Raw genomic sequence first — 14,418 nt, forward strand, 5'->3', positions numbered from 1 at the left:
CCACCCTGTGTGGTGCTACAAGCTTCCCAGCGCGAGCCCCGCAACAGCCAGAACGGCGAGCATGCGGAAGATGCTCCATTTCAGTGCGAACAGGATTACGGCTGCCGCCATCGTCAGCACAGCTGCGCGCCAATCCAGGCTGGTGAGATCGGGCCACTGAATGCGCAATGGCCCAAATTCGGTACTGCCCACCCGCGCGAACAACACGTGCAAGGCAAACCAGACCGAGAGGTTGGCGATCACGCCGACCACCGCTGCGGTCAGCGCTGCGAGGCCCCCCTTAAGGCGAGTGGCCTGCTGCAGCCGCTCGATCCAGGGGGCGAAGGTGAAGATCCACAGGAAGCACGGCGCGAACGTCACCCAGGTGGTGAGTGCCGCGCCGATGATCCCCGCCACGATCGGCGAGAATGGCTCGGGCGCGCGGAACGCGGCGAGGAACCCGACATGCTGGGTGACGAGGATCAGCGGCCCCGGCGTGGTCTCGGCAAGTCCCAGCCCGTCGGCCATCTCGCCCGGCTGCAGCCAGCCAAACGTCTGTACCGCCTCCTGCGCCATATAGGCGAGCACCGCATAGGCACCGCCGAAGGTGACGATCGCGAGCTGCGAGAAGAACAGCCCTATATCCCAGAGCACATGGTCTTGCCCCAGCGTCGCCAGCACGAGCGCCAGTGGCAAAGCCCAGATCGCGCCCCATAGTAGGATCGTGCGCCCCATTGAGACGAACGTTGGACGCGGAGCAAGTGCCTCGCCCGTGGAAGGCTTCAGCGCCAGCCAGTCCGGGCGATACGCCGCGATGATCATGCCCAGGGCGCCCGCGCCCAGCACGACCAGCGGGAAGGGCAGGTTGAACAGGAACAGCCCCAGGAACGCCGCCAATGCCAACGCCTGTTTGAACCGGGTGTTGAGCGCGCGCGCGCCGATCCGGATCAGCGCCTGCACCACGATGGCAAGCACGGCTGCCTTGATGCCCAAGAACAGCGCGGCGAACCAGTCGAGATTGGCCGCGAGCGTATACAGCGCGGACAGCATGAGCATCAGCAATGCACCAGGGATCACGAACAGCAACCCCGCCGCCAGCCCGCCCTTCAACCCGTGAAGCCGCCATCCAATCCACGTCGCCAGCTGCTGTGCTTCGGGGCCGGGCAGCAGGTGGCAGAAGTTCAGCGCGTGCAGATATTGCTCTTCGTCGACCCAGCGGTGCTTCTCGACAACCTCGCTGTGCATCAGCGCGATCTGCCCAGCAGGGCCGCCAAAGCTGAGGCACCCGATGCGCGTAAACACGCGCAGTAGGTCGAAAAACTCGGGGGTCGATGCGGCCGGGTTTGGAATGGTCTGTGTCGTCGCCAAGTTACAATTCCTCCACCACTGCTCCATCGTTGCAGAAGCAGTTCAGAGGCAACGCTTGGGCACGGAATGCCTGACCGGGGGGTTGCGATGACCCCGATGGGTTTGGGATGCCGCGATTTGCGTGCGAGGACAACAGCTTTTGTTCGACAGCATGGCTGCCCGATACAGAAAGGCGGAAGCGGCAGAGCATTCGCCTGTCAGCCGCGCAATCATGCAGGAACCGCAATGAACCCGATCTGCCGAGACATGTCCACCACGATCTTCGAGGCGATGTCGATGCGCGCGCGAGAGACGGGGGCGATCAACCTGGGCCAAGGCTTCCCCGATGGCCCCAGCAACGATGCGGTCAACAACGCGGCGTGTGACGCGCTGCAGAACCGGTCCAACCAGTACCCGCCGATGGTCGGGTTGCCTGAACCGGGCCAGCTTAGTCACCACCGTCTCGTCGGAAGTTCTGGTGGCACATTTGGCCAGCCTGGCAACTCAGCGGTATGCCGGGCGTAGCCGATGGACGTATTCAACACTTTATCGGAGCCTCGATGCGCGCGCTTCTTGTTCATAACTCCAATGCCGGCACCCACCCGATTTCCCGAAACAAGATTATCTCTGTCCTGGGGGGCGCCGGGATCGAGACGGTCTACTGCGCCCATGGGGATGATGATCTAACCAAAGCCATGAAGGCATCGGTCGATTTGGTCATAGCGGCAGGTGGTGACGGCACTGTCGCTGATGTTGTGTCGGCACGCGAGGACGTCAGCTTACCAATCGCCATTCTGCCTCTGGGCGGATCCAACAACATTGCCCACGCCTTAGGCATCGATGGCCAGTGGCATGATCTTCCCCGCCGCTGGTCGATCGATCGCTGGACCCGTCTCGACCGCTGTGAAGCTGATGGACCTTGGGGATGCAAGACGTTCCTCGAATCCCTCGGATCCGGGGTGCTGACCGATTCTTTCAAGGAATCCGAAGAAGAGCCCGCCAGCCCTGCGGAAAAGCGGGCCAACGGCCGGGCCTCATTTCAGGCAGCGCTGGCAGAGGCCCGGCCGTTCCATTGTGCCGTCGCTACCGACGAATGGACGTGGGAGGGCGACTGTCTGATGGTCGAGGCGATGAACATCGGGCTTGCTGGCTCCCGGCTGGCTTTCGCGCACGGCGCGGTCCCTGACGATGGGCTTCTCGACGTCGTCATCATTACGCCCGAGCAACGCGATGATCTGCTGCGCTGGATGAAGCGACCTGACGACTGGCCTTGCCCGGTCCCGCCCCACAAGGCCGCTTCTGTGCGGATCACGGTACACGATCGGCCTTTCCGGCTCGATGACCGCTCACCCAATGAGGACCTCACCGGCACAGTCGACGTGCGCGTCCGCCGGACCTGGGTCAGGATACTTGATCCCAAGGAGCATGCATGACAGACGATCGCTTTGAGCTGCCTGATGCAGCGTTGCTCGCGGAAATCGAAGACATCGCGGTTGAGCTCGCTCAGCTTGGCGGTGCCGAAATCCGCGCCGCTCTCGGCGGCATGCTGCGGATCAAGTACAAGGGTGACCAAGACGACGCGGCGCACCTCAAGGACCCGGTGTCGGATATCGATGACCGGGTCGAGACGATGATCCGTGCGCGACTGGGCGAATGCTTTCCAGCGCACGACATCATCGGTGAGGAAATCGATCACCGCCCCAGCCTTGGGCACGAATTCCTCTGGGCGGTCGATCCCATCGACGGGACAGCCAACTTCATCAACGGCTTCCCGCTGTTCGCGTCTTCCGTTGGGGTGCTGTATCGCGATCGGCCGGTAGCAGGTGCTGTCTGGTGCAGCACCAGCCATACGCTGGAATCGGGTGTATATCATGCGATGGCCGGTGGCATTCTTCGCTTCAACGGCGCTCCGGTGGCCACTGACGCCAATCCCGCGATCCGCAGGCGGCTGGGCGGTGAACCTCATGCCAGCCGGACGGCCAGCCATGGCTGGGATGGACGCAAGACCGGTTCTGCCGCAATCGAATGTGCTTTCGTTGCCGCCGGAATACTGGAAATGGCTTGGTTCGAACGCCCCAATATATGGGATGTTGCAGGGGGCTTGGCACTGGTGGACGTAGCTGGAGGCGAGGTTCTGGAGCATCGACCGGAAGGCTGGCAACCTTTTTCCAGCTTTGGCGACGGTGAGGCAGATCCCGGGCGATGGACCGCCCCGATCGCACTTGGCCATGCTTCAACACTGGCCCGGTTTGCGGGGCAGTCGCCTCTCTGATTCTACAGGATCAGAAGTCTCTGGCTGGGTTCGTTCCGCTTAGATGCATCCCGCCAGCGTGAAACAGATGTAACCCTGACGGCTCTTTGGACCGTGCGCGATCGATAGATCTGGTGCTCAAGCGATGGCAGGGCGTTTCATATCGCTGTCATCACGTCACCGGCGATCCATCATGCGATGCTATCACCCTTCGGGCTGCGGTCCGGTGACCGTCTGCGACGACACCGGGACGCATTGATGTAGACCCAAGTTGATCAAGCCGGCCCAGTTGCTGCCAACCCCTTGTGAACCTGTTACCTTCAGGCGGAGCCAAAACAGCCCTTCAGTACCTTCGCCCCACCCAGAAGAAAATCGAGATGATCGGACCAGTGCTGCATCATGCGAACCCGCTCATCCCAATATTCACCACGTGTGTAGGCTCTGCGCACGGCGTTGGTGTCGCAGTGGGCGAGCTGGCGCTCGATTGCATCGGGATGCCATAGTCCCATCTCGTTTAGCAGCGTAGCAGCCATTGCCCTGAAGCCATGCCCAGTCATCTTGTCTTGAGCATAGCCCATGCGCCGAAGGGCGGCGTTGATCGTGTTCTCCGATATCGGCTTCTTTGGCGAAGAGCGCGAAGGAAATACAAACGGGCTGCAGCCTCTGTCGCGTTCAATAGCTCGAAGGATCGCGATTGCCTGGTTGGAGAGCGGGACGCTGTGAGGCCGTCGCATCTTGGTTTTCTGGGGCGGAATGGTCCATACTGTCGTGCTGAAGTCAAACTCCGGCCACTCAGCAAATCGAAGCTCGCCGGGTCTCACAAAAACGTGAGGGAGAAATCGGAGGGCGTTCTTAACGTTCGTGCTTCCCTCAAAGGCCTCAATTGCCCACAACAGATTGCCCGCTTCTACTGATGTGGTGACGGCTGCGCGATGCACAGGCTTCGGGACTATCAATGCGCCGCGAAGATCGGCTGCGATATCGCGATCAACACGTGCAGTGGCGATGCCATACCGAAAGATTTGGGAACATGTGCTCCGCAGACGCTTGGCCGTCTCGTAGCGCCCCTTTTCTTCCATCTTGCGCAGCATCGTCAGAAGCTCGTGCGGAGTGATCGAGGCGATGGGGCGGGCGCCGATCGCCGCGTTTATGAAATCCAGCAGCCAGTGAAGTTTTTTCATCGTAGCCGGCGAGCGGCCTTCCTTCTCGGCTTTCGAAAGCCACTCACTTGCCACCACTTTGAACGTGTTCAAGGAGGCGGCTTCTGCGGAGGTGCGGTCGATCTTCGCGCGCTCTGCAGGATCCTCGCCAGTGGCGAGGAGCTTACGCGCCGCATCGCGCTGTGCACGCGCTTCAGCAAGGCCAGTGTCGGGGAACACACCGAACGACAATGTTCTTTGTTTGCCCAGGTGGCGATAATTCATCCGCCAGCATTTGCCGCCTTTCGGGGTCACGAGCAGATAAAGCCCGTCGGTATCGCTGAGCTTATATTGCTTGTCCCGAATCTCAGCAGCTTTGATCGCAAAGACCGATAACGCCATGATGGTCACTCCATCCAAGCGACCAGTCCGATACCATCAAAAATACCATCAGATTGTTGGTATGCAGTGATATCTCGCCAGTCCAACTGGCATCATTATATCAGGAAAAACCGCGGAAAACAGCCATTTTTGGCACATTGCGGGATGCTGTGAGAAAGCATCCTGGTGACCCCTACGGGAATCGAACCCGTGTTTCAGCCGTGAAAGGGCCGCGTCCTAACCGCTAGACGAAGGGGCCATCTTCGCGGGAAGCGACCCATTAGGGATTCGCGGCTGGGCAGTCAAGCGCCGGTTTTGGGTTTTGTGCGCTTTTTCACGATTGGACCGGCGCGAGGTCATCGACGTGCATTTCTGCGGCGTGATTGCCGTTCCAGTTGTCGATCTTGACACGCCCGGCGAGCCAGAAGCGGCGGTCGCGCGGGGCACCGAGCAGGGCTTGCCCGAGCGGGGTGTCGACGCTGCGAAAGGCCATCGCCTTGAATGACGCTCCGTCATCGCCCGCAACGATCGCGCGGACGTGGGTGGTGCCGACGACATCGCAGCGCACGATGCGGACCGGCCCGGTGGCGAGCCGCGGCGCGGGCCAGCCCATGCCATAGGGACCGGCGGTTTCCATCCGCTCGATAAGGTCGGGCGTCAGTCCGCGCGGGGCAACCAGCGCGTCGACCAACAGCCGCGATGCGCCCGAGGCTGCCGCCACCTTGGCCGCAAGCTGGTCCTCCAGAAATTCGCTGAACGCCTCTAGGCGGTCGGCGTTGATCGTCAACCCCGCCGCCATGGCGTGGCCGCCGCCTGCGACCAGCAACCCGGCATCCTTGGCAGCGATGATTGCCGCACCCAGATCGACGCCCGGGATCGACCGGCCCGAGCCCTTGCCAATGCCATGCTCGTCAAGCGCGATCACCAGCGAGGGTTTGTTGGTCCGCTCCTTGATCCGGCCCGCAACGATGCCGATGACGCCGGCGTGCCAGCCATGGCCCGCGAGCATCGCTACCGCGCGGTTGTGCTGGCCTGCGAGCAGCGTTTCGGCCTCCTCCTGCACCATCGCCTCAATCGCGCGGCGTTCCTCGTTGAGACGCGAGAGCTGGGCGGCGATGTCCGCAGCCTCGGCCTCGTCCAGCGTGGTCAGCAGCCGGACGCCCAGATCCGCGGCGCCGACTCGCCCGCCTGCATTGATGCGCGGGCCAAGCGCGAAGCCCAGGTCGGAGCACACGGGGGCGCGGGTCAGCCGGCTGACGTCGATCAGTGCGGCCATGCCGATATTGCGTCGCCGTACCATGATCCTGAGGCCCTGCGCGACAAATGCCCGGTTCAGCCCCTTGAGCTGGGCCACATCGGCGACCGTGCCCAGGGCGACGAGATCGAGCAGGTCCATCAGCGCAGGTTCGCTGCGGCTGGTGAAAAAGCCTCGGGCGCGCAAGGTGCGGACCAGAGCCGCGCCAAGCAGAAACGCAACGCCAACCGCAGCGAGATGCCCGTGCGAGGCTGCTTCGTCCTCCTCGTCGAGCCGGTTGGGGTTGACCAGGGCAAAGGCGCGCGGCAGCTCTGCAGCGCATTTGTGGTGATCGACCACCACGACATCGACGCCGACGTCATGCGCCATCTGCAGCGCCTCATAAGCCATCGCGCCGCAGTCCACCGTGACGATCAACGTAGAGCCGTTCGCGGCCAGGCTGGTCAGCGCCGCGCCCGAGGGGCCATAGCCTTCCATCAACCGGTCGGGGATGTACGCGCCGGCATCCAGTCCCAGATCGCGGAGCAGCCGGATCAACAGCGCAGCGCTGGTTGCCCCATCGACGTCGTAGTCACCGTAGATGGTGACCTTTTCACGCGCGATCACCGCCTGGGCGAGCCGATCGGCGGCGCTGTCCATGTCGCGGAAAATGGACGGGTCCGGCATGAAGCCGCGGATGGTGGGCGCGCGGTGGCGATCAAGATCGTCGCGCGCGACGCCGCGGCTCAACAGCAGCAGCGCGACCAGATCGTCGGGCTCAAGATCGGCCTGACGGCGATCGCCATCTGCGCCGCGCCAGTGCCAGGGCTGGCCGGTCAGCGACTGGGTGATGCCGAGAACGGGTTCGGGGTGAAGGGTGGCCATGCGGCAAGGTTCCTGCGTGTTGTCGTGTCTCGTCTTCCGGCGGAGGCCAGGGAGGCTGCAGCGCAATCTGGTTCCTGGGCTCCGGCGTTCGCCAGAGAACGGATTTGCATCGATCTGTGCTCTAAACTGCGCGGCGGTCTTTGGCGAGGGGTCGCAAACGCGACCGGGGGCCGCTAGACCAGGACGATGACCGACACCCCTACCTTGCTGATCATATGGCACAGCCGTACCGGCACCGCGCAGGCCATGGCACAGGCGGCGGCGGATGCGGCTGTGGGCGAATGTGCGGTGCGGCTGATGGCGGCCGATGATGCCCAGCCTGCCGACATGCTCGCAGCCAGTGGCTATCTGTTCGTCTGTCCGGAAAATCTTGCCAGCATGACCGGCGCGATGAAGGAGTTCTTCGACCGCTGTTACTACCCGGTGCTGGGGCGGATCGAGGGGCGACCGTTTGCGCTGATGATCGCGGCAGGGTCGGACGGAGAGGGGGCGGTGCGCCAGATCGAGCGGATCGCGACCGGGTGGCGGTTGAAGCGAATCGCCGAAAGCCTGATCGTCTGCACCCATGCCCAAACCCCGGAGGAGATCGCCGCGCCCAAGGTGCTGGATGATGCAGCCCTGGCGCCGTGCCGCGAACTCGGGACGATGTTCGGCGCGGGGCTGGCCATGGGGATATTCTGACCGTAAGTGTTTGCAAGTGAACCGGGAATGTGGGTATTTCCGTCCTTCCAAATCCTCCCCTGCAGGGGGAGGTGGCTCGTCACAGGCGAGACGGAGGGGTGTCAACATCGACGATAGGGCATTACCCCTCCACCACTGCGTGGTCCCTCTCCCCTTGCAGGGGAGAACTGGGCTTCAACATAGGAGTGTCGCATGCTGTTTCGTTCGTCTCTGTTCGCCTTCGCAGCCATTGTCGCCATGCCGGCATCTGCCCAGCAGGCGCAGGTGGAAACCCGGCAAGTCGGCAGCGCGCGGCTGGAGAACGTCCCCGAAATCCCACAGGACATCCGCGACGCGGTGCAGCGCTATCAGAACTATCGCGAGGCGCGGTTTCAGGACTGGCTGCCCGATGGATCGATGCTGATCACCACGCGGTTCGGATCGACGATGCAGGTGCACCATGTCCCGGCTCCCGGCGCGGCGCGGCGGCAGCTGACATATTATGGCGAACCGGTGGGTGGCGCAAAAGCAGTGCCCGGCCAGAGCCGCTTCCTCTTGACCCGTGACACCGGGGGCGATGAGTGGTTCCAGCTGTTTGTGCGCGATCTTGATGGCATTGGCCAACCGCTGACCGAGCCGGTGACCCGCAACCAGTCGCCGGTGTTCGCCAAGGATGGGAGCCTGCTGGTGTGGTCGCGTGCCACCAAGGGCTCGGCCGATTATGCGATCATGGCGGCGGACCCCGCAGACGCCGAAAGCCGCCGTATGGTGTGGCAGGGCACCGGCGCGGTCGGCCCGCAGGATATCAGCGCGGACAAGCTGACCGTGTTGCTGGGCAAGGGCATATCCAACCGCGAAAACCAGCTGATGCTGCTCGACATGGCGAGCGGCAAGGTCACCCCGCTCGAGTTCTCGGTCAAGGCCAAGGCGCGCTTCGAGGACCCGCGCTTCGTCGATGGCGACAAGGCGATCCTGGCGATCACCAACGCGGGCGGCGATTTCCGGCGGCTGGTCAAGATCGACATTGGCACGGGCAAGATGACGCAGCTGTCCGACAGGCTGAACTGGGATGTCGAAGCCTATGACCTGTCGCCCGACGGCAGGACGCTGGCCTACACCATCAACGAGGATGGCTTCTCGCGCGTATTGGTGTCGTCGCTGACGACGCCGCAGGCGATATCTTCGCCTGAATTGCCGCGTGGCGTCGTCACCGCGCTGGAATTCTCGCCCGATGGCGGAAAGCTAGCCATCGGCCTCACCAACGCGACCACCGCGGGCGATGTCTGGGACGTTGACCTGGGCACAGGTGCGGTGACCCGCTGGACACAATCTGAGGCTGGCGAGTTGGACCCGGCCAGGCTGGTCGAGCCCGAACTGGTGCGCTTCAAGAGCTTTGACGGGCTTTCGGTCCCCGCCTTTGTCTATCGGCCAAAGAACGCTGCCTCCGATGCGAAGCTGCCGGTGATCATCGATATCCATGGCGGACCCGAGGCGCAGACCCGGCCATCGTGGAACCCCGGCGCGCAGTATTTCGCCGATGTGCTGGGTGCCATCGTGATCCTGCCCAACGTGCGCGGATCGGACGGCTATGGCACGCGCTACCTCAACCTCGACAACGGTCCTTTGCGCGAGGACAGCGTCAAGGATATCGGCGCGCTGATCGACTGGGCGGGCCGGCAACCGGGCATGGATGCGGATCGCATCGCGGTCTATGGCCAGTCCTATGGCGGCTATATGTCGCTTGCCAGCATGACGTTCTATTCCGACAGGCTTGTCGGCGGAGTCGAGCGCTACGGCATCAGCGACTTCATCAGCTTCATGGAGAACACCGAGGCGTATCGCCGCGACAACCGCCGTGCCGAATATGGCGACGAGCGCGACCCTAAGATGCGCGCAGTTTTCGAGCGGATCGCGCCGCTCAAGAATGTGGGCAAGATCACCAAGCCGATGCTGGTGATGCAGGGCGCGAACGATCCGCGCGTGCCGCAGTCCGAATCGGATCAGGTGGTCGCAGCGTTGCGCGGCAACGGAGTGGAAACCTGGTACGTGCTGTATGCCGACGAAGGCCATGGCTTCATGAAAAAGGCGAACAACGATCTTCGCCGCGAGGTTGAGACGATGTTCCTGAAGAAGCTGTTTGCGCAATGAGGGTATTCTTCGACCCGCGCCAGCACGACCATGCGCCGGCGGTAGAGCTGCACAACGGTGCCTATGTGCCGCATGCAGAGCATCGCGGGCGGATGGAGAATGTGCTGGCGACGCTGACGCAGGTCGAGGCGCCGCGCGACTGCGGGGTTGAGCCGATCCGCCGGGTGCATGGCGACGATTACCTCGCGTTCCTGCAGACCGCGCACCAGCGCTGGGTCGAGGCAGGGCGTGATGGCGATGCGCATGGCTATGCCTGGCCGATCGTTGGCAGGCGTCCGCTCAAGCTCGACCGGATCGATGCCGATCTTGGCCAGTTCAGCTTCGATGCTGCCAGCCCGATTGCGGCGGGGACATGGACCAGCGCTTATTGGGGTGCGCAATCCGCGCTGGCGGCGACCGAGGCGGTGCTGGCGGGAGATCGGGCAGCCTTTGCCCTGTGTCGTCCACCAGGGCATCATTGCGGCGCGGACTATCTGGGCGGCTATTGCTTTCTCAACAATGTCGCGATCGCGGCTGAAGCGGCGCTGGCAGCCGGCAAGCAGCGCATCGTGATCCTCGATATCGATTACCACCACGGCAACGGTACGCAGGACATCTTCTACGAACGCGGCGATGTGCTGTTCGTCTCGCTTCATGCCGATCCTGTGACCGACTATCCCTTCTTCTGGGGCCACGCCGACGAGCGCGGGGCAGGCGCGGGCGAGGGGGCTACGCTCAACCTGCCGCTGCCGCGCGGCACCGACCTTGTGGGATATCGCGCCGCGCTGGAGACTGGCCTCGCGGCGATCCGCGACTTCGGTGCGGATTTCCTGGGCGTATCGTTCGGAGCGGACACCTTTGCGGGCGACCCGATCTCGCAATTCGCGCTGCAGACGGCGGACTATACGCCGATCGCGGCATCGATTGCGGCCCTCGACCTGCCGACGGTGATCGTCATGGAAGGCGGCTATGCGGTCGATGCGCTGGGCGCAAATGTCGCGGCGTTCCTGGCCGGGTTTGACTGAGCAGGAGCGGCTCAGCCCTTCATCTGATCGACCAGCCGCCCGCCCTTGAACAACGCGACGCAGCGGCCCTGCACCGGAAGCCGGTCGAACGGGGTGTTGCCCGCGCTGGCGGCCATCCGGGACGAATCCACCTGCCAGGGGCGGTCGGGATCGACCAGCATGACATCGGCCTCGAACCCGGTGCGCAACGCGCCGGCCTCGACACCCAGGATGCGCGCAGGGTTGGCGGCGATCAGGTCGAACAGCCGTTCGGTGGAGATCACGCTGTCGCGGACCAGTCCCAGCGATAGCGGCAGCAGGGTTTCGGCGCCCGCCATTCCAGGCTGCGAATCCGCAAACGGCAGACGCTTGTCCTCGGGACCGCGTGGATCATGCCCCGAGGCGATGACATCGATGGTGCCATCGCCCACCGCGGCAATCGCGGCCTGGCGGTCGTCCTCGCAGCGCAGCGGCGGCGACAGGCGGGCGAAGGTGCGAAAGCCCCCCAACGCGACGTCGGAGAGGAACAGGTGCGCGGGTGTAATCCCGGCGGTGATGGGCAGTCCTTCGGCCTTGGCAGCGCGGATCAGCGCCAGACCCGCGCGCGTGGTCACCTGGCGGAAATGGACGCGTGCGCCGGTCATCCGCACCAGCGCCAGGTCGCGCGCGATCGCGATGCTCTCCGCCTCTGCCGGCGCCTGTGGCAGGCCGAGCCGGGTTGCCATCTCGCCAGCGGTGGCGACGGCGTTGCCCGACAGGCCATGGTCCTGGCTGTGGACGATCAGCGGCAGACCCAGCATCGCGCAATATTGCATCAGCCGGTGCATCACGCCGGTGTCGATGATCCAGCGACGACCGGTGGCGACCGCGCGTGCGCCGGCCTCCTTCATCAACCCGATCTCGGCCATCTCGCTGCCCGCCAGATCGCGGGTGGCGGCCGCCAGCGGGTGGACCCAGAAATCGGGCTTGCCCGAATAGGCGGCGAAGCGGACGCGGGCAGGGTGGTCCAGCGGCGGGTTCTGGTCGGGCATCAAAGCCGCGCGGCTGATGCCGCCAAAATGGAAGGCGGGGGGATCGATCGCAAAGACGCCAAGGTCCACCAGACCCGGCGCGATCAGCGCGCCTCTGGCGTCATGGACGACATCGTCCGCGCCGGGCGTCACATCGCCGATGCCCGCGATCCGGTCGCCGATGATGCGCAGCGCGCCGGGCACCGGATCGGCATGACCCGGCAGCACCAGGCAGCCGTTGGTGATGGTCAGCGGGCGGGCGGGAAGCTTGCTCATGTCCAGCCCTCCACGCCGCGGCGTCTGCGGGTCAGCACGTCGAGGCACGCCATGCGCATCGCGACCCCCATCTCGACCTGATCGGTGATCGCAGAGCGTTCGATGTTGTCGGCGATATGGCTGTCGATCTCTATTCCCCGGTTCATCGGGCCCGGGTGCATCACCAGCGCATCGGGCTGGGCCAGCGCGAGCTTCGCATCGGTCAGGCCGTAAAGGTGGCGGAATTCGCGCGGGGAGGGGATAAACTGCCCCTGCATCCGCTCGTTCTGCAGCCTCAGCATCATTACCACGTCTGCACCGTCGAGCGCCTCGGCAAAATCACGGCAGGGGGTTCCGCCCATGGTTTCGACCGCCGGCGGCATCAGCGCGGGCGGCCCGGCCACACGCACTTCGGCGCCCAGCGTCGACAGGCAGATCATGTTCGATCGCGCCACCCGGCTGTGCAATATGTCGCCGCAGATCGCGACGCGAAGCCCTGCGATCTTGCCCTTGCGGCGGCGGATGGTGAGCGCATCGAGCAGCGCCTGGGTCGGGTGTTCATGAGTGCCATCACCGGCATTGAGCACCGGGCAACCGACCTTGTCGGCGATCAGCTGCACCGCGCCCGAGCTGCCATGACGGATGACGATGGCATCGGCGCGCATCGCGTTCAGCGTCACAGCGGTGTCGATCAGCGTCTCGCCCTTCTTCACGCTCGACTGCGCGGCGTGCATGTTGACGACATCGGCGCCGAGGCGCTTGCCGGCGATCTCGAACGAGAGCAGCGTCCGGGTCGAGTTCTCGAAGAAGGCATTGATCAGCGTGAGGCCCGCCAGCCGACCGTCATGCTTGCTTGGACGCCGGTTCATATCGACCCACTGCTCGGCCTCGTCGAGCAGGAACTCGATCTCCCAGGGCTGCAGACCGGCAATGCCCAGCAGATGCCGGTGCGGAAACGCCATGCTACCGGGCGGATAATCGCTGGCGGGACGGCGGACGGAGAGGTTTTCTGGCGATGTCATTAAAGCCAAGCGTCTAGGAGCGAATCGCGATTGGCTCAAGCGTCGTTTTGATTGCGTACCGGATCGGTTTGCAGGGTGGACACACGTTGCCGCAACCGCAATGATGCGCACTAACAAGACTGTAAGCGGGAGGATTCTGGATGGAGCTGGTAACCGAAGGCTTGCGCTTTCCCGAAGGCCCGGTGGCGATGCCCAATGGCAGCGTGGTGCTGGTTGAAATCGAGCGCGGCTGTGTCACCCGGGTGCTTCCCGATGGATCGCAACAGGTCATAGCAGAACTGGGCGGCGGTCCCAATGGCGCCGCGCTCGGCCCGGACGGCAAGCTGTATGTCTGCAACAATGGCGGTTTTCACTATATCGAGCGCGCCGGTTTGCTGGTGCCGCATGGTCAGGCGCACGATTACTCCGGCGGGAGGATCGAGCGGGTCGATCTGGACACAGGCGCGGTGGAGACCCTCTACAAGGATGGCGATTTCGGGTGCACTTTGCGCGGCCCCAACGATATCGTGTTCGATGACGCGGGCGGCTTCTGGTTCACCGATCACGGCAAGACCCGCGAGCGCGAGCGCGACGTCACCGGCGTGTTCTATGCCAAGGCCGATGGTTCGCTGCTGAAAGAAGCCATCTTCCCGATGGAAAACCCAAACGGCATCGGGCTCTCTCCCGATGGCAAAACGCTGTATGTCGCCGAGACCTATACCTGCAAGCTGTGGGCCTATGATGTCGCCGCGCCCGGCGAGATCGCGTTCAACCAGGGGCTGCTCGGGCCGAGCGGGACATTTCTGTACAGCCCAGGTGGTTACACCTTCTTCGATTCGCTTGGCGTCGACGGGGCTGGCAACGTCTGCGTCGCCACGATTGGCCAGAGCGGGATTTCGGTGGTGGCGCCGACAGGCGACCTTGTCGAATTCGTGGCCACCGATGATCCGTTCACGACCAACATCTGCTTTGGCGGGCCCGACCTAAAGACCGCGTGGATCACGCTGTCGGGCACCGGGCGGCTGGTCAAGATGGACTGGCCCCGCGGCGGCGCGAAGTTGAACTATCTCAATGTCTGATAGCGCTGCAACACCCGTCATTCCCGCGAATGCGGGAATCCCGCTACTGCGCTGACCGCCCCGCAT

At 63.9% G+C, this 14,418-nt stretch carries 11 protein-coding genes, 1 tRNA gene and 1 pseudogene; 7 read left to right on the top strand and 6 right to left on the bottom strand.

Annotated elements, in window-relative coordinates:
- Positions 1 to 15: 15 nt before the first annotated feature.
- Positions 16 to 1,347: a chromate efflux transporter gene (chrA, locus tag QUV11_RS13550; protein WP_300883421.1), complete on the bottom strand. Its 1,332-nt coding sequence runs from the start codon at positions 1,345 to 1,347 to the stop codon at positions 16 to 18.
- Positions 1,348 to 1,572: 225 nt separating this feature from the next.
- Between chrA and QUV11_RS13555 the strand changes: the two are divergent.
- From QUV11_RS13555 to QUV11_RS13565, 3 genes and pseudogenes are all read left to right on the top strand, one after another.
- Positions 1,573 to 1,764, top strand: a pseudogene (locus QUV11_RS13555) (aminotransferase); the annotation flags it as partial.
- Between the two features lie 74 nt (positions 1,765 to 1,838).
- Entirely contained in the window at positions 1,839 to 2,759 is a 921-nt protein-coding gene (locus QUV11_RS13560) for a diacylglycerol kinase family protein (RefSeq protein WP_300883422.1), read from the top strand.
- Complete coding sequence (locus QUV11_RS13565) at positions 2,756 to 3,598, top strand: inositol monophosphatase (protein ID WP_300883423.1); 843 nt, start codon at positions 2,756 to 2,758, stop codon at positions 3,596 to 3,598. The genes QUV11_RS13560 and QUV11_RS13565 overlap by 4 nt, the downstream gene beginning before the upstream one ends.
- A 299-nt stretch (positions 3,599 to 3,897) precedes the next feature.
- Here QUV11_RS13565 and QUV11_RS13570 read toward each other — a convergent pair whose 3' ends face one another.
- The 3 genes from QUV11_RS13570 to recJ all read right to left on the bottom strand — a co-directional run bounded on the left by QUV11_RS13570 (position 3,898) and on the right by recJ (position 7,216).
- On the bottom strand, positions 3,898 to 5,118 hold the full coding sequence (locus tag QUV11_RS13570; RefSeq protein ID WP_300883424.1) for an integrase arm-type DNA-binding domain-containing protein: 1,221 nt from the start codon (positions 5,116 to 5,118) through the stop codon (positions 3,898 to 3,900).
- Between the two features lie 163 nt (positions 5,119 to 5,281).
- Positions 5,282 to 5,356: transfer RNA gene (locus QUV11_RS13575), tRNA-Glu, on the bottom strand.
- A gap of 75 nt (positions 5,357 to 5,431) precedes the next feature.
- Positions 5,432 to 7,216 carry a single-stranded-DNA-specific exonuclease RecJ gene (recJ, locus tag QUV11_RS13580; protein WP_300883425.1) on the bottom strand — a complete coding sequence of 595 codons (1,785 nt, stop codon included), beginning with the start codon at positions 7,214 to 7,216 and terminating at the stop codon, positions 5,432 to 5,434.
- Between the two features lie 186 nt (positions 7,217 to 7,402).
- Here recJ and QUV11_RS13585 point away from each other — a divergent pair, with 186 nt between their 5' ends.
- The 3 genes from QUV11_RS13585 (at position 7,403) to QUV11_RS13595 (ending at position 11,028) form a co-directional block, all read left to right on the top strand.
- Positions 7,403 to 7,897 carry a flavodoxin family protein gene (locus QUV11_RS13585; RefSeq protein ID WP_300883426.1) on the top strand — a complete coding sequence of 165 codons (495 nt, stop codon included), beginning with the start codon at positions 7,403 to 7,405 and terminating at the stop codon, positions 7,895 to 7,897.
- Between the two features lie 192 nt (positions 7,898 to 8,089).
- Positions 8,090 to 10,024 (top strand): prolyl oligopeptidase family serine peptidase, encoded by a 1,935-nt coding sequence (locus QUV11_RS13590; protein WP_300883427.1) that lies wholly within the window; start codon positions 8,090 to 8,092, stop codon positions 10,022 to 10,024.
- Entirely contained in the window at positions 10,021 to 11,028 is a 1,008-nt protein-coding gene (locus tag QUV11_RS13595) for a histone deacetylase family protein (RefSeq protein ID WP_300883428.1), read from the top strand. The genes QUV11_RS13590 and QUV11_RS13595 overlap by 4 nt, the downstream gene beginning before the upstream one ends.
- Positions 11,029 to 11,039: 11 nt before the next feature.
- On the opposite strand, the gene QUV11_RS13600 is transcribed toward QUV11_RS13595, so the two are convergent.
- Together QUV11_RS13600 and QUV11_RS13605 are read right to left on the bottom strand one after the other, a co-directional pair.
- Positions 11,040 to 12,293, bottom strand: coding sequence for an amidohydrolase family protein (locus QUV11_RS13600; RefSeq protein ID WP_300883429.1), 1,254 nt, complete (start codon positions 12,291 to 12,293; stop codon positions 11,040 to 11,042).
- Positions 12,290 to 13,234 (bottom strand): aspartate carbamoyltransferase catalytic subunit, encoded by a 945-nt coding sequence (locus tag QUV11_RS13605; protein ID WP_300883456.1) that lies wholly within the window; start codon positions 13,232 to 13,234, stop codon positions 12,290 to 12,292. Before QUV11_RS13605 ends, QUV11_RS13600 begins: the two co-directional genes overlap by 4 nt.
- 200 nt (positions 13,235 to 13,434) lie before the next feature.
- Here QUV11_RS13605 and QUV11_RS13610 point away from each other — a divergent pair, with 200 nt between their 5' ends.
- Positions 13,435 to 14,352 (top strand): SMP-30/gluconolactonase/LRE family protein, encoded by a 918-nt coding sequence (locus QUV11_RS13610; protein WP_300883430.1) that lies wholly within the window; start codon positions 13,435 to 13,437, stop codon positions 14,350 to 14,352.
- The last annotated feature ends 66 nt before the right edge of the window (positions 14,353 to 14,418 follow it).

The sequence above is a fragment of the Blastomonas sp. genome, assembly GCF_030373265.1.
Taxonomy (GTDB): domain Bacteria; phylum Pseudomonadota; class Alphaproteobacteria; order Sphingomonadales; family Sphingomonadaceae; genus Blastomonas.